Here is a 19873-nt window from a genome sequence, read left to right as displayed (position 1 = left end):
CGCGAAGCGCCGCGCCCCACGAAGCAACGCCCTCAGACCCCCTGCAACGCCCCCAACGCCTTGACCAGCGGCTCAAGCTCCGGCACCGACTCTGCGGCCGCCAGCGACTCCGCGAGCGTTTCGTCGTGCACCGGCCGGGCCGCCAGCAAGAGCTTCTGGCCGGCATCGGTAAGCTCCGTGTAGATGCCGCGGCGGTCGTCAGCGCACAGGATCCTGGTCAATAGCGCGCGGTCTTCGAGCCGGTTCACCAAGCGCGTGGTGGCGCTGCTGGAAAGGGCTGTTGCCCTGGCGAGCTGCTGCATCCGCATGTGCCAGCCGTCCTGGCGGCTCAATGCGTCCAGGACGGTGTACTCGACCACCGAAAGATCCGCGGCCGACTGCAGTGCCTTCTCCAGTGCCGCCTCGATGTTGCCGTGCAAGGCAGCGAGAGTCCGCCACCCCTGCGCGCGCACCTCAACGGCGTCGTCCTTGATGCCCATGTCTCCCGTAACTCCTGCCGATTGATGAAGAAACCAGACGCACGCAAAGTAGTTGCTTGCGCAATTACATGGCGTGTGCAACTATGTATGCAGCGTCTGCAACTAATATTCTACGGTTCTCGTCGGCGCACTTCCAGTCTGACGGGAATCCATCCCCACAAAGGAGCACAACATGCCTGCAGGGTTGATCGCCCTTGCCCTCGGCGGATTCGGCATTGGCTTGACCGAATTCGTCATCATGGGCCTCTTGCCCGAGATTGCCACCGATTTCGGAGTCAGCGAAGCCGCCGCCGGCTGGTTCATCACCGGCTATGCGCTGAGCGTCGTTGTCGGTGCCCTCCTGGTCACGGCGGCGGTCACACTCTTGCCCCGGAAGCCCGTGCTGATCGGGCTCCTCGTCCTGTTCATCGCGGGCAACTTCCTCTCCGCCATCGCGGACAGCTACCCGGCCATGCTGATCGGGCGCATTGTCGCCGCCCTCTGTCACGGAGCCTTCTTCGGTATCGGCTCAGTGGTCGCAGCCGGCCTTGTCCCGGCCCACAAGAAGGCCGGAGCCATTGCCATCATGTTCACGGGTCTCACCGCCGCCAACGTGCTGGGTGTTCCCTTCGGTACCTTCCTTGGCCAGAACCTCGGCTGGCGGTCCACGTTCTGGGCCATCACCATTATCGGCGTGGTCGCCCTCATCGGCATTGCCCTCATGGTCCCTCGCGCCAAGCGCACCAAGGAAGGGGCCGACGCCAGCAGCCTCCGCAGCGAGCTTGGCGCTTTCAAGTCCGGCCAGGTGTGGCTCTCCATCATCGTCACCATCCTCGGCTTCGGCGGCATGTTCGGTGCCTTCACGTACATCGCCTTCACCCTGACCGACGTCTCCGGATTCGATCCCCACGCCGTCCCTTGGCTCCTGGTCCTATTTGGCGCCGGATTGTTCGTCGGCAACATTGCCGGCGGCAAAGCGGCCGACAAATCAATCGATAAAACCCTCGTGGTGATCCTCGCGGGCCTGGTGCTGGTGCTCGTGTTCTTCGCCCTGACCGCCGCGAGCCCGGTGGCCACCCTGTTCTCGCTGGCACTCATGGGCGGCTTCGGCTTCGCCACGGTGCCGGGCCTGCAGATGCGCGTCATGCATTTTGCCGCCACCGCGCCCACCCTCGCCTCCGGCGCGAATATCGGCGCCTTCAACGTGGGCAACGCCCTCGGCGCCTGGCTGGGCGGCGTCACCATCACGATGGGCTTGGGCTACACCTCGCCGATCTGGGCCGGGGCTGCCATCACTGCAGCGGCCCTGCTCGTCATGATCGCCGCCGCGGCAGCGGCCCGGCCTGGGGGAGCGGCGCAGTCTGCTATCGCCCCGGAAGCAGCCCCCGACGTCGTACGCGAACCGGAGGCGTCTCCGGTCGCCTGAGCGACACGCAGGAAAGCCCGCCGCCGGAATGTGGCGGGCTATCGGCGAATCAGGAGTCTTCGTCGTGGCCCCGTTTGGCAAGGATCGCGCCGTTGGTCTGGCACGTGGGGCAGTACTGCAGCGAAGTCCCCACGAAGGTAACCTCCCGCACGGTGTCCCCGCAGACCGGACAAGGCTCGCCGGTCCTGCCGTGCACGCGCATGGAGGCTTTCTTGGAGGGTTTGAGCTCGTCAGGCTTCTTGCCCGAGAACTCCTTGATGGCTCCACTGAGAATGTCCTTCATTGCCCTGAAAAGGCGCTCCACCGCATCCGGCTCAAGTGAAGAGGCATGGGCGACGGGAGACAGCTTCGCCGCGTGCAGGATTTCGTCGCTGTAGGCGTTGCCAATACCCGCCACGAGCTTTTGATTCTTCAACACACCTTTGATCTGCTGCCTCTTCGTGAAAAGCCTGCGGAACTCATCCAGGCCGAAGCTAACGTCAAGGGGCTCCGGGCCCAGCTCGGCAATCCCATGGACCTCCACAGGCTCGCGAACGATGAAGATGGCCAGTCCCTTCCACGTGCCGGTGTCCGTGAGGGTGACACCGTAATTGTGGCTATTGTTCGAAAAGCCCAGTTGCGCGGCGAAGTAGCCGCCCGCCGCGTTAGCCTCGGCGCCAGGCTGGTGCTCGGTGAACAGCAGCCAGCCGGACTTTGCGAAGTTCACGATTAAGTAGAGCGGCCCTTCGGTGTCGCCTTCCGCACGTTCCTCAAGAGCAGGAGCGATCTCGAAAATGAGAAATTTTCCCCGCCGGCAGACGGATCCGACTGTCCGCCCGATCAGCGATTCATGGGGAACATCCGCTACTTTCAGGGCGAACGCCGATGGCAGGAGGAACTGCGTGAGCTGCGCCCCGGATAGCCGTTCGTCCAGAAATTCTGTCAAGGCAGTGATTTCGGGCAGTTCCGGCATGATCGCGCTCCTTCGGCGGCGTTGCAGGACTATGCGGCTCGAGTCTGGTTCCAATCATTCCAGACACCTGTGGGGAGGGGGCGTGGATGTGCTTATACTTTCAGCGGTGGCCGGATGACCGGGCTGCCGTCGTGGTCCGAAATGTCCCGATGAAAGGCGACTCATGAGCAACATTCCTGCCGATCTTTCCTACACCGCCGAACACGAATGGGTCAGTGCCCCGAATGCAGACGGCGTCGTGCGCGTCGGCATCACGGACTTCGCCCAGGATGCACTCGGCGATGTCGTCTACGCCCAGCTGCCCGAGCCCGGCACCACGGTGAAGGGCAACGACGTCGTGGGTGAAGTCGAGTCCACGAAGAGCGTGAGTGACATCTACGCCCCCGTCAGCGGCGAAATTGTCTCCCGCAACGAGTCTCTCGACACCGACTCTGCCCTGATCAACTCGGATCCCTACGGTGACGGCTGGCTGTTCGAAGTAAAGCTTTCGGAGGCTGACGCCATCGAAAGCCTTCTCAGTGCGTCAGAGTACGAACAACAGGTAGGCTAAATGGTATCTGGCCCGCCAAGTCGGTTCTCCCTGGAACAGGGGAGCGGCGGCGGCGGGCCAGCGACCTGTTTGGCCTGGTGGAACCGGGCAGATGCGTAACCGGCGGTTGATGACAACTGCCGGCGGATGAGGAGGATTTCCATGGTTGGCGGCAAGCGGAACCACGCCCGGGACGAGCACGGTGCTGTAGAACAGCCAACCTCGGAGACCACCTCAATCCAGCTCACGCCCGTGCGGCACCACGAGCCGGATGACCGCCCGCCTCTGGCAGCCGAGGAACGCGCTGCTGTCCAGGCATTGCCTCCTGGCTCGGCCTTGCTGATTGCTCACACCGGCCCCAATGCGGGTGCACGGTTCCTTCTGGACTCGGACACCACCACTGCCGGCCGCCACCCGGATGCGGACATCTTCCTGGATGATGTGACGGTTTCGCGCAAGCATGTGGAATTCGTACGCACCCGCGAGGGCTTTGAAGTGGTGGACACCGGAAGTCTCAACGGCACCTACGTCAACCAAGACCGGGTGGACAACGTGCTGCTCAAGAACGGCAGCGAGGTCCAGATCGGGAAGTTCCGCCTCACCTACTACCTGAGCCCTGCCCGCGCAGCAGGCCAAGACTGATTCCGGGTACGCCTGTGGCAATGCCCCAGCCGGAACGGCGAGGACCGCAGGTCCTCAACATCGGAGAGGTTCTCGCTCAACTCAGCGACGACTTTCCCACCATGACGGCGTCCAAGATCCGTTTTCTCGAGGAAAAGGGACTGATCAACCCGAAGCGCACGCCTGCCGGGTATCGGCAATACGCCGAAAGCGACGTCGAGCGTCTGCGCTTCGTGCTGGCCCTCCAGCGTGACCAGTACCTGCCCCTCAAAGTCATCAAGGACTACCTTGACGCGATTGACCGAGGCGAGCGTCCCGATAACCTCCCACCGGGGGTGTCGGTTTCCCCTCGGATTGTCTCGGACGAGCTTGCAGCTGAGCTGCAGGGCCGCGCACGCGCCTTGAGTGAGGAACAGTTGCGGACGGAATCCGGGGCCAGCGTCCCGCTATTGCAGTCCCTCCTCAGTTTCGGGCTCATCAGCCACGTCAACGGCAAATTCGACGAGCACGCCCTGCAAGTGGCGCGTGCGTGCGTCCAACTTGAAGGCCACGGACTTGAGCCGCGGCACCTCCGTCCGTTCCAAGCGGCAGCCGAGCGCGAATTCGGCTTGGTGGAGCGGGTTGTCGCTCCTCTGACGTCCCGCAAGGATGCGGCATCGCAATCCCGGGCTGCGGAAGCCGCCAGGGAAATCAGCGAACTCTGCCTCAGCCTGCATCGAGCCTTGGTGCAGGACCGTATCTCCCGTATGGACGCATGATGATTGAGGTCGAGATCGTTGGAGTGCGGATTGAACTGCCTTCAAACCAGCCTCTGGTCCTCCTGCGTGAGATGCACGGGGAACGCCACGTTCCCATCTGGATCGGCACGCCCGAAGCCAGTGCCATCGCCCTGGCCCAACAAGGTGTGGTACCGCCCCGGCCCATGACCCACGATCTGATGATCGACGTCGTTGAGGCACTTGGCCACACGATCATCAGTGTGAACATTGTGGCGGTCGAGGACAACATCTTCTACGGTCAGCTCCAGTTCGACGACGGCACGGTGGTGAGTTCCCGCGCTTCCGACGCGCTGGCGCTTGCGTTGCGGGCGAAATGCCGCATCTGGTGCGCCGACGCCGTCATGGATGAAGCCGGTGTCCGGATCACCGAACACGACGAAGGCGAAGATACCGAGCCGGGTCCCGAAGTTGACGAAGAACGGGAATTGCGCCGCTTCCGGGAGTTCCTGGATGACGTGGAGCCGGAGGATTTCGAAGGCTGAAGGCAGCCTAAGGTTAAAGTTGAGGGTGAAAGTTTCGACACGATTTGAAAATCGTCCGGACGTCTTTGACCTGAGGCCCCTGCACGCCTAACGTCGAAGATATCAAGTTCCCGTTGCATACAGGACTCGCGCAAGTCACACTGAAAGGTGCGGACGCGTTGAAATTACACGAGTGCATTTTCCCTTTTCGTGTTGATCCCCGCATGCACCATCCCCAAGGGAACTTCTGACAAGGAGGGTCACGTGAGTCCCAAAGGCGAAGCAGGCGAGCTAAAGCAGGCCTCGACAGGCATTGCTGTACCCGCAAGCGGTGCCCAGGGTCTGCTTTTCACCGAGGACCTTCCGGTCCTGGATGAAGATGCCGGCTACCGTGGTCCCACGGCGTGCAAGGCGGCAGGGATTACCTACCGCCAGCTGGACTACTGGGCACGTACAGGACTTGTTGAACCCGCTGTGCGCGGCGCCGCTGGTTCCGGATCGCAGCGGCTCTACGGCTTCCGGGACATCCTGGTCCTCAAAGTCGTCAAGCGCCTCCTGGACACAGGTGTGTCCCTCCAGCAGATCCGCACGGCCGTTGAACATTTGCGTGAACGCGGAGTGGAAGACCTGGCGCAAATCACGCTCATGAGCGATGGCGCGAGTGTCTATGAATGTACTTCCGCGGACGAAGTCATTGACCTGGTGCAAGGTGGCCAAGGCGTATTCGGCATCGCAGTAGGCCGCGTGTGGCGCGAAGTCGAGGGCAGCCTTGCTGCGCTCCCAAGCGAGCACGCTGCAGAACAGTCCTTTCCGGACGACGAACTCAGTAAGCGCCGCTCCGCGCGCCGCACAGGCTGAACCGCCGTCGGGATCGCCGCGAGCGGTTACTGAAGACCAATGAAGCCGCCTTCCAACAGGAAGGCGGCTTCATCGCTATTCTCGAAGGGGAGTAGCTTCTGCCTCGCAGATTCCCCAGCCTTCGTCAGCGCTTGCGGCGTTCCCGCGTGCCGTTGTTTGAGGACAGCATGTTCTCCAGAAGAGAGTCAAACAGCTTGGCGGTGTTCTTGGCGGAGTCGCCAGGCCAGTGATGTACGGCGTGGGCGGCACCCTGGATTTGCTGCCAGTTCGCCTGCTCCGGAATATGCGGTGCCAGCAAGAGATCGCCGAACATCGATTCCATCTCCGCGAGGCGGAACGTGTGCTCGGACGAGGCGGGCCGGACCCGGTTGGCAACAATCCCTGCAGGAGCCAGCTGGGGAGCGAACTCCTGGCGGAACAGTTGGATGGCGCGCATGGTGCGCTCCGTGCCGGCTACCGAGAAGAGTCCCGGTTCGGCGACAAGGACCACGCGGTCACTCGCGCTCCACGCCATACGGGTGAGGCCGTTGAGGGATGGCGGACAGTCGACGAGCACCAGCTCGTACTTTTCGGCCGGGGCAAGGACCGTAGCCAGGCGACGGAGATCGCGCCGCCCGAGATCCGGCCGATCGTAGATTCCGGTGTAGGCGGATCCGACGGCGACATCAAGGGCCGTCCCTCCGCCATTGCCGCGCGCGTGGTCAACCCAGCCGCTGCTGACCACGTTCTCCAAGAGCCTGGCCTTGCGGGGGTTCTTGAGCATACGGCCAATGTCGAGCTGGTCGCCGGCCTGGACGCCAAGGGCCGTGGTGGCGTCGGCATGGGGATCCAAGTCCACAACAAGGGTGGGGATGCCTGCGGCCAGTGCGGCCGAGGCTAGCCCAGTGGTTACGGATGTCTTGCCCACGCCGCCTTTGAGGCTGCTGATGCTGACTACTTGCACTTGAAAACCCAAAACCTAACGCCGGTTGCCGTGTCGCGGTGCTTGTGTTCCGGCCTTGCCGGAACCGGGGCCCTGCCGCTGCCCTTCAACATCATATGTTGAGTGGACGCCGATTCCTGCCTTATCAGCCCGGAACGGCTTGGGCCGCTTGTTACTCGATCGCCTTTTAGCACGTGAAACTGCATCGTGCGCGAAGGTACACTGCTCGTGACGAATCCCTGTGTGACTGTCACCACAAAGATTTGTGTTTGGGTATGGAGGTCTTACACACTGTGACCACCGACCGTTACACCCGCAATGATGCAGGAGAAGCATGTTTTCCAAGATTCTGGTGGCTAATCGCGGCGAAATCGCGATCAGGGCCTTCCGCGCTAGCTATGAACTGGGCGCCAAGACCGTAGCGGTCTTCCCGTATGAGGATCGCAACTCGATCCACCGGCAGAAGGCCGATGAGGCCTACCTGATCGGCCAGGAAGGTCATCCGGTCCGCGCTTACCTGGACGTAGCCGAAATCGTCCGCGTCGCCAAAGAATCGGGTGCAGACGCGATCTACCCGGGCTACGGATTCCTGTCCGAGAACCCGGACCTCGCCCGGGCGGCCCAAGAGGCAGGCATCACGTTTATCGGCCCTCCGGCGGAGGTGCTGGAGCTCGCCGGTAACAAGGTCGCCGCACTCGAAGCCGCCCGCAAGGCCGGCGTACCGGTCTTGAAGTCCAGCGCGCCGTCCCGCGACATCGACGAGCTCATCGCCGCAGCCGACGAGGTCGGATTCCCGATCTTCGCCAAGGCTGTAGCTGGCGGCGGTGGCCGCGGCATGCGCCGGGTAGAGACCCGCGAGGACCTTCCGGAAGCCCTCCAGTCGGCCATGCGCGAGGCGGACGCCGCGTTCGGCGATCCCACCATGTTCCTGGAGCAGGCAGTGCTGCGTCCTCGTCACATCGAGGTCCAGATCCTGGCCGATGCCGAGGGCAACGTCATGCACCTCTTCGAGCGCGACTGCTCCCTGCAGCGCCGCCACCAGAAAGTCGTGGAAATCGCACCGGCCCCCAACCTGGACGAGTCCATTCGCCAGGCCCTCTACCGGGATGCCGTGGCTTTTGCGAAGGCCCTGAACTACGTCAACGCCGGAACGGTCGAGTTCCTGGTGGACACCGAGGGCGAACGAGCCGGCCAGCACGTGTTCATCGAGATGAACCCGCGCATCCAGGTTGAGCACACGGTCACTGAGGAAATCACGGACGTAGATCTCGTCCAGGCGCAGATGCGCATCGCATCGGGCGAGACCCTTGCGGACCTCGGCTTGAGCCAGGAGTCGGTATCCATCAAGGGTGCCGCACTGCAGTGCCGCATCACCACGGAAGATCCCGCCAACGGCTTCCGGCCCGACGTCGGAAAGATCACCGGCTACCGTTCCGCAGGTGGCGCGGGTGTCCGTCTCGACGGCGGCACGGTCTACTCGGGTGCCGAGATCAGCCCCCACTTTGACTCCATGCTGGTCAAGCTGACCTGCCGCGGACGCGACTACCCGGCTGCCGTGGCCCGCGCCCGGCGCGGTTTGGCCGAGTTCCGGATCCGTGGCGTGTCCACCAACATCCCCTTCCTCCAGGCCGTCCTTGCCGATCCGGACTTCATTGCGGGCAACGTGGCGACCGACTTCATCGACAAGCGCCCTGAACTGCTGAAGTCCCACGTCTCCGCGGACCGCGGCACCAAGCTGCTGACCTGGTTGGCCGATGTGACGGTCAACAAGCCCAACGGCGAACTCAAAGTCCACACGGACCCCGCAGCCAAGCTCCCATCGGTTGCTGGGATCGTTGCACCGGCCGGCTCGCGCCAGAAGCTGCAGGAGTTGGGACCCGAAGGTTTTGCGAAGGCGCTGCGCGAGCAGCAGGCTGTGGCCGTCACGGACACCACCTTCCGCGATGCCCACCAGTCGCTCCTTGCCACCCGTGTCCGTACCCGCGACCTCGTCGCTGCGGGCCCTGCGGTTTCCGCGCTGCTGCCGGAACTGCTGTCGGTCGAAGCCTGGGGCGGTGCCACCTACGACGTCGCACTGCGCTTCCTCGGTGAGGATCCTTGGGACCGGCTGGCCGCCCTGCGCAAGGCCTTGCCCAACGTCTGCCTGCAGATGCTGCTCCGTGGACGTAACACGGTCGGGTACACGCCCTACCCGGAGGAAGTCACCGAGGCGTTCGTCAACGAGGCTGCTGCAACGGGCATCGATATCTTCCGCATCTTCGACGCCCTCAACGACGTCAACCAGATGGCTCCGGCCATCCGCGCAGTGCGGGCCACTGGCACCGCGGTAGCCGAGGTGGCACTCTGCTACACCGGCGATCTCCTCGACCCGAACGAGAACCTGTACACCCTCGACTACTACCTGGACCTCGCCCAGAAGATCGTCGACGCCGGTGCGCACATCCTCGCCATCAAGGACATGGCCGGCCTGCTTCGCCCGGCGGCCGCAGCCAAGCTTGTCACCGCCTTGCGTGAACGCTTCGACCTTCCGGTCCACCTGCACACGCACGACACCGCAGGCGGCCAGCTGGCCACCCTGTTGGCAGCCGTGGACGCCGGCGTGGACGCCGTCGACGTCGCGTCTGCGTCCCTGGCCGGTACGACGAGCCAGCCGTCGGCGTCGGCCCTTGTGGCCGCCTTGGCACATACTCCGCGCGACACCGGACTCAGCCTGGCCAGCGTCAGCTCCCTGGAGCCCTACTGGGAAGCGGTCCGCCGGGTCTATGCGCCGTTCGAGTCCGGGCTTCCCGGTCCCACAGGCCGGGTCTACCAGCACGAAATCCCGGGCGGCCAGCTGTCCAACCTGCGCCAGCAGGCCATCGCGCTGGGCCTCGGCGAGCGTTTCGAGGCCATTGAGGACATGTACACGGCCGCGGACCGTATCCTGGGCCGCTTGGTCAAGGTGACGCCCTCGTCCAAGGTGGTGGGCGATCTCGCGCTGCACCTCGTGGGAATCCATGCAGATCCGGCGGACTTCAACGAGAACCCGCAGAACTACGACATCCCGGACTCCGTCATCGGCTTCCTATCGGGCGAATTGGGAGATCCTCCCGGAGGATGGCCGGAGCCGTTCCGCACCAAGGCGCTCCAGGGCCGCAGCATCAAGGTCCGCGACGTCGAACTGAGCGCCGAAGACAGTGCTGCGCTCAAGGGCGATTCCAAGTCCCGCCAGAGGACCCTGAACCGGCTGCTGTTCGAGGGCCCCACCAAGGACTACCTCAAGAGCGTGGACACCTACGGCAACCTGTCGGTGCTCGATACCCGCGACTACCTGTATGGTCTCCAGCTCGGTGCCGAACACGTCATGGAGCTCGAAAAGGGCGTGCGCCTGATCGCCTCCTTGGAAGCAGTCTCGGAGCCCGACGAAAAGGGCATGCGCACAGTCATGTGCAAGCTCAACGGCCAGTCCCGTCCCGTGGTGGTTCGTGACAAGTCGGTCGTGAGCAACGTGAAGGCCGCAGAGAAGGCGGATGCGTCCCAGCCCGGCCAGGTGGCAGCGCCGTTCGCCGGCGCCGTGACCCTGACCGTCAAAGCAGGCGACGCCGTCAAGGCCGGCGACACCGTCGCCACCATCGAGGCGATGAAGATGGAAGCATCCATCACGACGCCGGTAGCCGGCACGGTCTCGCGCCTCGCCATCAACAACGTGGAGCAGGTCCAGGGCGGCGATCTATTGATCGTGGTCGAATAGCGGCCCGCTCCTCCGCGGAGCACGCATCAAGGAAGGTCCCGGGCTGTGAGCCCGGGACCTTCCTTTTTTGCTTTGACCGATGCGTCGGGGTGCGGCGCGTCAGGAAGCCTTGGGCGCCGAGTACATTTCCTCGATCACGGCGTCGAAATCCTTCATGACCTGGGCGCGCTTGACCTTCAACGACGGCGTGAGGTGGCCGGAAGCCTCGGTGAAGTCGGACGGCACAATCCGGAACGACTTGATCGCTTCCGCATGGGAGACGGACTGGTTGGCGTGGCTGATCAGTTCCTGGACGGCTGCCCGGACGAGGGCGTTGTCCGCGGCAGCCGTCGTCGTCGTGGACGAGGGAAGGCCGTGGCGCTCGAGCCAGCCGGGCAGGGCTTCCTCGTCGAGGGTGACCAGCGCGCCGATAAAGGGCCGGTTGTCGCCGATGACAAGGACTTGGGACACCAGGGCGTCTGCACGGATTTGGTCCTCCAGCAGGGCAGGAACAACGTTCTTGCCGCTGGCTGTGACGATGATTTCCTTCTTGCGGCCGGTGATCTTAAGGAAACCGTGTTCGTCGAGTTCGCCGATGTCACCTGTCCGGAACCACCCGTCCACGAAGGTCTCCGCGGCGAGGTCGTCCCGCTTGAAGTAGCCCCTCATGACGCAGACGCCCTTGGCGAGGATTTCGCCGTCGTCGGCGATCCTGACCGCATTGCCGGGGAGCGGGGCCCCCACCGTGCCGATCTTGATCAGGGACGGGGTGTTGACCGAAATGGGTGCCGTGGTCTCTGTCAGGCCGTATCCTTCCAGGATCTGCAAGCCGATACCGTGGAAGAAATGGCCTAGCCGTTCGCCGAGGGGGCCGCCACCGGAGACGGCGTGGCTGACGTGGCCGCCCATGGCAGCGCGAAGCTTCCCGTACACCAAACGGTCGAAGACGGCGTGCTTGAGCCTCAGTACCAACCCGACGGATCCCGACTGCTGCGCCTTGGAGTAGGCGATCGCCGTGTCCACTGCCTTGTGGAAGATGGCACCCTTGCCACCGTCCTCTGCCTTCGTGAGGGCCGAGTTGAAGACCTTCTCGAAGACACGCGGCACAGCCAGGATGAAGGACGGCTGGAAGCTCTGCAGGTCCGCCAACAGGTTCTTGATATCCGGCGTGTGTGCCACTTGGGCGCCAGCGGCGACGGCGAGGACCGAGATGAAACGGGCAAAGACGTGGGCCAACGGGAGGAACATGATGGTCTTGGCGTCCTCGTTGACGACATCGCCGAGGGAAGCCAAGGCGTTCTCCGAGAGTTCCACGAAGTTGCCGTGTGTGAGTTCGCATCCCTTGGGGCGCCCCGTGGTGCCGGAGGTGTAGATGATCGTGGCGACGTCGACAAGCACAGCGCTGCTGCGGCGCGTCTCAAGTTCCTCGTCGCTGACACTGCTGCCGGCGCTGCGAAGGGCGTCAAGGCCGCCGCCTTCAAGCTGCCAGACATGGGCGACTGAGCTGAGGCCTTCAGCCGTGACGGCCTGCCGGATGACGTCTTCGTGGTGTGCTGACTCGGCGAATGCCGCGACTGCGCCGGAGTCACCGAGGTTCCAGGCCACTTGCGACGGCGATGACGTTTCATAGATCGGCACGGAAATGCCGCCTGCGAACCAGACAGCGAAGTCCACGAGGGACCATTCGTAACGGGTCCTGGACATGATCCCCACGCGGTCGCCCACACTGACGCCGTTGGCGATCAGGCCTTTAGCCAGGGCCGATACGTCCTTGAGGAAGTCCGTTGCCCGGATGTCCTGCCATTGGCCGGCGCTGTTGAGCTTGGCAAACAGTGCCGGGTTGGATGGCTTGGCGGCCTGACGAACCACGAGGTCCGTGATGTTGGTTTCGGGGGCAACATTCACCAGGGGCGGAACACTGAATTCACGCACGATAGCTCCTTCGATATCAACAGACCATTGCGGGGCTGCTCTAACTCTATACGGCCAAGTAATGGGTGTGTCGCAATTCACCTTACTCAAGTTACTGATGAGTAACTTTACGTGAAGCGTGGGATTCCGCCAACGCGGGCGGGCGAGCGCTCCGTCGGTACAGCCTGCATGTAAGTACATATGCGGCACTCGGAATAGGATGGCGACATGCCCCTGAATTCATCCAACGACCAGATCCCGGCAAGAGTTCGGAAGATTTCCTGGTCCGGCTCGACCTCAACCGGCCGGCGCCCCGGCTCCACGCACGGCGGCCTGCGTTGGGAATCGGTCCCGTGGGCCGCGCGCCGTTCCCATTTGGGCCGCAGGGGGCTGGCGATCGGAATCGACATCGGCGGCACGAAGGTGGCAGCGGGAGTTGTGGATTCCTCGGGCCGTGTGGTCGAGGAAGCGCGCCGCTCCACCCCGGGCAATGACGCCAGGGCAGTAGAGCAAGTGATCGTCGAGCTTGTCCAGGAGTTGGGCAAAAGCCACCGGATTGCATCTGTGGGGATCGGCGCCGCCGGTTGGATGGATCTCGACGGCGGCACGGTGCTGTTCAGCCCGCATCTCGCCTGGCGTAACGAGCCGCTGCGCGAAAACCTGCAGAGCCTGCTGAGGCGCCCGGTACTCGTCACCAACGACGCCGACGCCGCTGCCTGGGCTGAATGGCGCTTCGGCGCAGGACAAGGGGAGAGTCGCCTCGTCTGCATTACGCTCGGCACGGGCATCGGTGGTGCCATGGTCATGGATGGACGGGTGGAGCGTGGGCGTTTCGGCGTAGCAGGGGAGTTCGGCCACCAGATCGTGGTGCCCGGCGGGCATCGCTGCGAATGCGGTAACAGGGGCTGCTGGGAGCAATATGCTTCCGGTAACGCGCTCGGCAGGGAAGCCCGGGAACTGGCCCTTCGGAATTCACCGGTTGCCTACGAATTGCTCAAGGCCGCCGGAGGCTCTGCCGAGAACATCACGGGCGTTACGGTGACGGAGCGGGCAAAAGCCGGGGACTCCGCTTCGAGGGAGCTCCTGGAAGAAGTGGGGCACTGGCTGGGGCTCGGCCTTGCGAACCTGGCGGCCGCGCTCGACCCAGGGACGTTCGTCATCGGCGGTGGGCTGTGCGACGCCGGTGAGCTTCTTGTGGGCCCGGCGCGGACAGCATTCACCCGGAACCTCACTGGCCGCGGTTTCCGTCCCGCTGCCGCCATCAAGCTTGCCGCACTAGGACCGCGAGCAGGGATGATCGGTGCTGCCGATCTCTCCCGGGTCAGCGGCAGGGCGCGCGGCTAGACGCGGGCGCCGTCGTCGTTCTCGTCTTTTTCCTGGGGCAGCTTCATGATGAGGTACACCACTGAGGCGAGAAATGTCGCCAGAATGCCCATCACGGCCAGGAGCGGCGCCGAGCGCCAGAACATCGCGGTGAAGAGCAGGGCGAGCGGGCCGCCCACCGCTCCGAGCCAGGCGAGCATGGTCAGCGGTTCGGTACCGGCCAGGCTCGGCGGTTCCTCCGGCACGAACCCGTTCTCGTCCTCGACGTCGTAGTCACGCGGACCGGTAGCGCCGCCCTCCCCGCTCACGGGTTCTTCGGCAGCGCCCCTTTTGGACAACCCAAGAGGATCGAAGTCTTGGAAGGAACGGGACGATGAGCGGCCTGGAACTTGGCCAGGCTCTGTTCCGGTATCGTTGGTGGGCTCCTCCGCTGCCGGCGCTTCGTCCAGCGCCGAGGAAGGCATCGACTCAAGCCGGGCCACCAAATCGAGCCAGACGGCGTCGTCGTCTTTGTTGGCGCTCTGGTCGGGGGAATCAGGGCCTGGCCTATTCATGGGGTGAATCCCGGAGCTCGGTGCCGGACTGGCTGGCGGGGGCGGAACTGCTTGTCAATCCGGCCATCGTTTTCTTGATGAACTCGGCCGAGCCCCGGAAAATCTCCAGGGCATCGTTGTCCAGCGTGGCCACGTGGTAGCTGTTCTCCAAGGTGCTGAACTCCATCGAAGCCGTGACCCGCTCCGTCAACTGCTTGATGCTTCGATCCGAAACCACGTGGTCCACGGAGGAACGGAAGATGCGCACCGGCGCGGAAATCCGGGGGAGCAGGGTGACGGTGTCCTTGTACATCTTTTTCAACTCATGGGCGGCGGCGACCGGTGTCCTGGGGTACGCTCCCTCGTCCATGCCGGGTTTGAGGATGTCGTTGGCAATGGCCGGGGTGGATTTCATGACGTGCTTGAGGATGCCAACCACGGCGGCGCGGGGGTCATCGATCACCAGTCCCGGATTGACGACGACGGTACCAGCCACGGGGCGCGTAGCCGCGATCCGCAGAGCCAGCGTCCCTCCCATCGACAAGCCGGCGGCGAAGACGAATTCGCACTCGGCCTGAAGCTCGAGATACGCGGCATCCACCGCATGGTGCCACTCCTGCCAGTGCCGGGTGGCCATGTCCTGCCACGTGGTCCCATGGCCTGGAAGCAGGGGGAGTCGGACGGCGTAGCCTTCCGCCGCAAGATACTCTGCCCAAGGGCGCATGCTATGCGGGCTGCCCGTGAAGCCGTGGCTCATCACGACGCCGATGCTGGGTCCACTACCGGTGAAGTCGCTGGCGTACGGCGAGGGATCGATGAGAGTGTTCATGATGACTCCGAGGCTACTCTGTTGGCGGCACTGCTTTCCGTGATGAGTCCATCGTGTCACTGTTCGGGACATTTCTCACTGGAGTAGGGTGGCTTCTGAGTGCCGGCCGGGACCGTCCGGAGGCCGTGCAGACGCCGCCCCTGAGAGGAACCAAAGTGTTCTATTGGGTCATGAAACGGATCTTTCTGGGTCCGCTTCTCAGATTGCTGTTCCGCCCTTGGGTCAAGGGCCTCGACAATGTTCCCCACGATGGCGCCGCGATACTCGCATCCAATCATTTGTCCTTTTCAGACTCGATCTTCATGCCGGTGATGGTGCCCCGGCGCGTCAGTTTCCTGGCCAAGTCCGAGTACTTCACGGGCACGGGGCTCAAGGGCAGGCTCACGGCCATGTTCTTCCGGCTCACCAACCAGTTGCCGATGGACCGTTCGGGCGGGGCTGCGTCCGAGTTGTCCTTGCAGGCCGGCAGGGACGTCCTGGCCGACGGCGGCCTGCTGGGCATCTACCCGGAGGGCACCCGCAGTCCCGATGCCAAGCTATACCGAGGCAAAGTGGGAGTCGCCAAACTTGCCCTCCAAACCCGGGTGCCCGTTGTTCCCGTAGCGATGATCGGCACCGAGAAAGTCCAACCCATCGGCAAGCGTTTGCCCAACATCCGCCGGATCGGGATCATTTTCGGGCAACCGTTGGACTTCAGCCGGTACTACGGCCAAGAGGAAGACCGCTCCGTTCAACGCGCCGTGACCGATGAAATCATGTACGAACTCATGCGGCTCTCCGGGCAGGAATACGTGGACGAATACGCCGCCGTCGTCAAGCAGCGGCTGGCCGGGCAGCTTCCGGGGCCAGGGTCGGACGACGGCGGCGGCACAGTCACCCGGAAAGTGTGACGACCAGCGAATAAGGGTTACGGAAGCCGTGCCCCGAACAGCGCGCAAGGCAACTAGTCTTGGAGAGTGACTGAGCTATCCGCGAACCCCGCACCGTCCGTGACCGGCACCCTGACTAGTTCCCTGGGCAGCCCCCTGACCAGCACCGCGCAAAGTGGCGCGGCAAACTATCCCGGCTTGGACGATTGGCGTCAGATGCCTATCTCGCAGCAACCCACCTGGACCGACAGAGGCGTCTTCGATGCCTCCGTCAAAGAACTCTCTGTGCTTCCGCCGCTGGTCTTCGCGGGCGAAGTCGACATCTTGCGCGAGCGTTTGGCCGCTGCGGCCCAGGGCAAGGCATTCCTGCTTCAAGGCGGCGACTGCGCCGAGACATTCGGAGACGCCACCGCTGACAAGATCAGCGCCCGGGTCCGCACCATCCTGCAGATGGCCGTTGTCCTCACCTATGGTGCGGCGATGCCCGTCATCAAGATGGGCCGCATGGCCGGCCAGTTCGCCAAGCCACGGTCGTCGAACGAGGAAACCCGCGACGGCGTGACCTTGCCTGCCTACCGCGGCGACATCGTCAACGGCTACGACTTCACGCCGGAGTCCCGCGCCCACGATGCCAGCCGCATGTTGAAGGCCTACCACACCTCGGCTTCCACGCTGAACCTCATCCGCGCCTTCACGCAGGGCGGCTTCGCCGATCTTCGCCTGGTGCACCTCTGGAACAAGGGCTTCACCGAAAACCCCGCCCATGCCCGCTACGAGTCCTTGGCGAGGGACATCGACCGTGCCATCAAGTTCATGGCATCCTGCGGTGCCGATTTCGAAGCCCTCAAGCGCGTGGAGTTCTTCGCCAGTCACGAGGCACTGCTGCTGGACTACGAGCGCGCCCTGACGCGCATCGACTCCCGCACGGGACTTCCCTACGACACATCCGGGCACTTCCTCTGGATCGGTGAGCGCACGCGTGAGCTCGATCATGCGCATGTGGACTTCCTGTCCCGCGTGCGCAATCCGATCGGCGTCAAGCTCGGTCCCGGGACCTCGGGAGACGACGCGTTGCGCCTTATTGACAAGCTGGACCCGAACCGCGAGCCTGGCCGCCTCACCTTCATCACCCGGATGGGTTCCAAGAACATCCGCGAGAAGCTGCCCGCCGTCGTCGAGAAGGTTACGGCCTCCGGCGCGCAGGTTCTCTGGGTCACCGACCCGATGCACGGGAACACGGTCACCTCGCCCAACGGGTACAAGACCCGCAACTTCGACGACGTCGTGGACGAAGTCCGCGGTTTCTTCGAGGTCCACCACGCCCTGGGCACGGTACCCGGTGGCTTGCACATGGAGATGACCGGCGACGACGTCGCGGAATGCCTTGGCGGCGCCGATCCCATTGACCAGGACGCCTTCCTGGACCGCTACGAGTCGGTGTGCGATCCGCGCCTGAACCACATGCAGTCCCTCGAGATGGCATTCCTCGTGGCTGGAGCCCTCACAAAGCGGTAGTCCAGCTCCTGCGAGCAGGCCCGATACAGGAAAGGCGATCCGGAATGTTCCGGATCGCCTTTCCTGTATGGGGGCGTCCTACACGACGGTCAAGGTGACGACGGAGCCCTCCGGCGCATCGCTGTCCACGGGGTTCTGGTCACGGACGGTGCCGAAGAAGCCACCCAGGATGTTGTTGATCTTGACGTCGAATCCGAGCGACTCCAAGGCTTTGCGGGCGGCGTCCGCCTGCTTGCCGATGAAGTTGGGGACGTGCACCATTTTCGGCCCTTTGGACAGGGTCAACGTCACCGCGTCGCCGCGGACTAAGGTGCCGTTGGCAGGGGTCTGGCTGACCACGGCTCCTGCGGGGACCTTTTTGTCGTTGACGGGTTCCGGCGCAATTTTCGCGGTCAATCCGGCGTCGCTGATCGCTTGGACGGCTGCTTGCTGAGTCATGCCGCGGACATCGGGTACCGGGAGGGGCTGGGGTCCCTTGGAAACCACCAGTGCCACCGGGGTGCCGTGGCGGACTGCGGTGTCCTGGGCCGGGGACTGGGAGATGACCGAGCCTGAGGGCACTTTGTCGTCATACTGCTCGGTGACTTTGCCGAGCGTCATCCCGGCCACGCCAAGGGCATTCTTTGCCTGGTCGAGTGTCAAGCCCGGCATCGCAGCGAGCGGAAACAACTGCGGACCCTTCGAGACGAAGAGCGAGACCGCTTGGAACTTCCGGACCACCTGGCCAGACGAGGGCTCGGAACCAACTGCCAACCCGGCCGTGACGTCGTCGTCGAACACGTCCTTTGGCTCGGATTGGAAGCCTGCGGTTCTCAGCAGCTGCTGTGCCTCCGCAACCGTTTTGTTCTTGGTGTCGGGAATGGTTCCGGGCGAGCCGGGCCCCATGCCGAAGAACCAGCCTGCCGCAGTGGCAAGGATCGCCAGGACAATCACGACAATCGTCCAGATCACCGCCCGGCGGCGCGGATTGCCTTCCCGCAAGGAGCGCGACGGCGTGGCCGCGGCCCGGGCGCGGTCCTTCTCTTCCTGGCGCGCCATCCTCTTGATGTCGCGCTTGCTCGCCGGGGCTCCGGCCGGTGCTTGGGGCGCCCGGTCCTGTGGCACCTGGACGTCGAAAGACGCGGCACCGGGGGAGAACCCCGACGGCGGAAGCACCGTGGTTGGATTGCGCTGGCTTGAGATGATCTCCGTCGGGCGGCCGATCCGTTCCAGGGGCTCAGTGCGTTCAGCATGGAAAGGGGCGACCACCGCGGTTGCCCCGGCCGCTTCTTGTTGCCCTTCGGGCCTTGCCGCCTTGGCTGCCGGCGGGTTGATGTCCAGTTGCGCGTCGCTCAAGGTCGTCCGGATATGCCGCAGTTCCGACAGGAGCGCAGAACCGTCCACTGGACGCTCTTCGGGTTCCTTCGCGGTGCACCACTGGACGAGTTCGTCCACGTCCGTAGCAAGTCCGGGCACAGCGAGCGACGGCGGAGCGACCGCCGCGTTGACGTGCTGGTAGGCAACCTGGATGGGAACGTCGCCCGCATAGGGTTGCTCGCCGGTAAGCATCTCGTAAAGCATGATGCCGGCAGAGTAGATGTCGCTCCGGGCATCGGCGGGTTTGCCGAGGACCAGTTCGGGAGCCAAATATGCCACCGTGCCGATCAGGGCGCCGGTGCTGGTCGTCGCAGTGACCGCCCGGGCCAGGCCGAAATCGCCCACCTTGATGCGGCCGTCGTCGGCGATCAGGACATTCTCCGGTTTCACGTCGCGGTGAATCAGCCCTGCAGCATGGGCGGCCGCGAGCCCTTCGATGACGGGGTCGATCAGTGCAAAGGCCAGCCGGGGTGGAAGGGCTGCCTTCTCGTTGAGGACGTCGCGCAGAGTGTGGCCTTTGATGTACTCCATGACGATGTACGCAATGTGGCCGTCCTGTCCGTGGTCGAGGACCCCCACGACGTGCGGGTGGGAAAGGCTGGCCGCGGCCCGGGCCTCACGCTGCAAGCGGTCGAGGAAATTTTGGTCATTGGCCAAGAGCGGATGCAGCACTTTGAGCGCCACGTCGCGGTCGAGCCGCTTGTCGGTGGCGAGATAGACGGTTGACATTCCGCCGCTCGCAAGGCGCGATCGCACCAGGTAGCGCCCGTCCACGAGGGATCCGAGGAGATGGTCCGAAACTTGTTCCTGCACCCTACGATC

17 protein-coding genes are annotated in these 19873 nt (G+C 64.0%); 10 read left to right on the top strand and 7 right to left on the bottom strand.

The genetic code is table 11. The features are described from left to right. Positions 1–32: 32 nt before the first annotated feature. Positions 33–479: a MarR family winged helix-turn-helix transcriptional regulator gene (locus tag NFJ07_RS19245; RefSeq protein WP_269996857.1), complete on the bottom strand. Its 447-nt coding sequence runs from the start codon at positions 477–479 to the stop codon at positions 33–35. Between the two features lie 172 nt (positions 480–651). Here NFJ07_RS19245 and NFJ07_RS19240 point away from each other — a divergent pair, with 172 nt between their 5' ends. Continuing rightward, positions 652–1884: an MFS transporter gene (locus NFJ07_RS19240; protein WP_269996855.1), complete on the top strand. Its 1233-nt coding sequence runs from the start codon at positions 652–654 to the stop codon at positions 1882–1884. Positions 1885–1933: 49 nt separating this feature from the next. On the opposite strand, the gene NFJ07_RS19235 is transcribed toward NFJ07_RS19240, so the two are convergent. After that, complete coding sequence (locus tag NFJ07_RS19235) at positions 1934–2836, bottom strand: DNA-formamidopyrimidine glycosylase family protein (RefSeq protein ID WP_269996853.1); 903 nt, start codon at positions 2834–2836, stop codon at positions 1934–1936. Between the two features lie 163 nt (positions 2837–2999). On the opposite strand from NFJ07_RS19235, the gene gcvH reads away from it, so the two are divergent. The 5 genes from gcvH to NFJ07_RS19210 all read left to right on the top strand — a co-directional run bounded on the left by gcvH (position 3000) and on the right by NFJ07_RS19210 (position 6084). Continuing rightward, a complete protein-coding gene (gene gcvH, locus NFJ07_RS19230) occupies positions 3000–3386 on the top strand; it encodes a glycine cleavage system protein GcvH (protein ID WP_269996851.1) in 387 nt (128 codons plus the stop codon). A 141-nt stretch (positions 3387–3527) separates the two neighbouring features. Continuing rightward, positions 3528–4007 (top strand): FHA domain-containing protein, encoded by a 480-nt coding sequence (locus NFJ07_RS19225; RefSeq protein WP_269996848.1) that lies wholly within the window; start codon positions 3528–3530, stop codon positions 4005–4007. A 20-nt stretch (positions 4008–4027) separates the two neighbouring features. After that, positions 4028–4744, top strand: coding sequence for a transcriptional regulator FtsR (ftsR, locus tag NFJ07_RS19220; RefSeq protein WP_269996847.1), 717 nt, complete (start codon positions 4028–4030; stop codon positions 4742–4744). Continuing rightward, the gene (locus NFJ07_RS19215) at positions 4744–5247 is read left to right on the top strand and encodes a bifunctional nuclease family protein (protein ID WP_234753890.1); all 504 of its coding nucleotides are present in this window, start codon (positions 4744–4746) and stop codon (positions 5245–5247) included. Before ftsR ends, NFJ07_RS19215 begins: the two co-directional genes overlap by 1 nt. Positions 5248–5490: 243 nt before the next feature. Beyond that, on the top strand, positions 5491–6084 hold the full coding sequence (locus NFJ07_RS19210; protein ID WP_269996843.1) for a MerR family transcriptional regulator: 594 nt from the start codon (positions 5491–5493) through the stop codon (positions 6082–6084). Between the two features lie 124 nt (positions 6085–6208). Here NFJ07_RS19210 and NFJ07_RS19205 read toward each other — a convergent pair whose 3' ends face one another. Next, on the bottom strand, positions 6209–7027 hold the full coding sequence (locus NFJ07_RS19205; RefSeq protein ID WP_269996841.1) for a ParA family protein: 819 nt from the start codon (positions 7025–7027) through the stop codon (positions 6209–6211). Positions 7028–7340: 313 nt separating this feature from the next. On the opposite strand from NFJ07_RS19205, the gene NFJ07_RS19200 reads away from it, so the two are divergent. Further along, entirely contained in the window at positions 7341–10736 is a 3396-nt protein-coding gene (locus NFJ07_RS19200) for a pyruvate carboxylase (RefSeq protein ID WP_269996839.1), read from the top strand. A 99-nt stretch (positions 10737–10835) separates the two neighbouring features. On the opposite strand, the gene NFJ07_RS19195 is transcribed toward NFJ07_RS19200, so the two are convergent. Continuing rightward, positions 10836–12647: an AMP-dependent synthetase/ligase gene (locus NFJ07_RS19195; RefSeq protein WP_269996837.1), complete on the bottom strand. Its 1812-nt coding sequence runs from the start codon at positions 12645–12647 to the stop codon at positions 10836–10838. 207 nt (positions 12648–12854) lie between these two features. On the opposite strand from NFJ07_RS19195, the gene NFJ07_RS19190 reads away from it, so the two are divergent. Next, the gene (locus NFJ07_RS19190) at positions 12855–13970 is read left to right on the top strand and encodes an ROK family glucokinase (RefSeq protein ID WP_269996835.1); all 1116 of its coding nucleotides are present in this window, start codon (positions 12855–12857) and stop codon (positions 13968–13970) included. Here the strand turns inward: NFJ07_RS19190 and NFJ07_RS19185 are convergent. Beyond that, complete coding sequence (locus NFJ07_RS19185) at positions 13967–14503, bottom strand: hypothetical protein (protein WP_269996833.1); 537 nt, start codon at positions 14501–14503, stop codon at positions 13967–13969. The two genes, NFJ07_RS19190 and NFJ07_RS19185, sit on opposite strands and share 4 nt — an antisense overlap. Further along, positions 14496–15311 carry an alpha/beta hydrolase gene (locus NFJ07_RS19180; protein ID WP_269996831.1) on the bottom strand — a complete coding sequence of 272 codons (816 nt, stop codon included), beginning with the start codon at positions 15309–15311 and terminating at the stop codon, positions 14496–14498. The genes NFJ07_RS19185 and NFJ07_RS19180 overlap by 8 nt, the downstream gene beginning before the upstream one ends. Positions 15312–15466: 155 nt before the next feature. Between NFJ07_RS19180 and NFJ07_RS19175 the strand changes: the two genes are divergently transcribed. After that, positions 15467–16201, top strand: coding sequence for a lysophospholipid acyltransferase family protein (locus NFJ07_RS19175; RefSeq protein WP_269996829.1), 735 nt, complete (start codon positions 15467–15469; stop codon positions 16199–16201). 66 nt (positions 16202–16267) lie between these two features. Then, positions 16268–17695 carry a class II 3-deoxy-7-phosphoheptulonate synthase gene (locus NFJ07_RS19170; protein ID WP_442865371.1) on the top strand — a complete coding sequence of 476 codons (1428 nt, stop codon included), beginning with the start codon at positions 16268–16270 and terminating at the stop codon, positions 17693–17695. Between the two features lie 78 nt (positions 17696–17773). Here NFJ07_RS19170 and pknB read toward each other — a convergent pair whose 3' ends face one another. Next, positions 17774–19864 carry a Stk1 family PASTA domain-containing Ser/Thr kinase gene (pknB, locus tag NFJ07_RS19165; protein ID WP_269996827.1) on the bottom strand — a complete coding sequence of 697 codons (2091 nt, stop codon included), beginning with the start codon at positions 19862–19864 and terminating at the stop codon, positions 17774–17776. Positions 19865–19873: the final 9 nt, after the last annotated feature.

The organism is Arthrobacter sp. B2a2-09, from assembly GCF_027587375.1.
Taxonomy (GTDB): domain Bacteria; phylum Actinomycetota; class Actinomycetes; order Actinomycetales; family Micrococcaceae; genus Arthrobacter.
The sequence above is the reverse complement of the archived record's forward strand: the minus strand, read 5'-3'. Positions and strand labels throughout refer to the sequence as shown.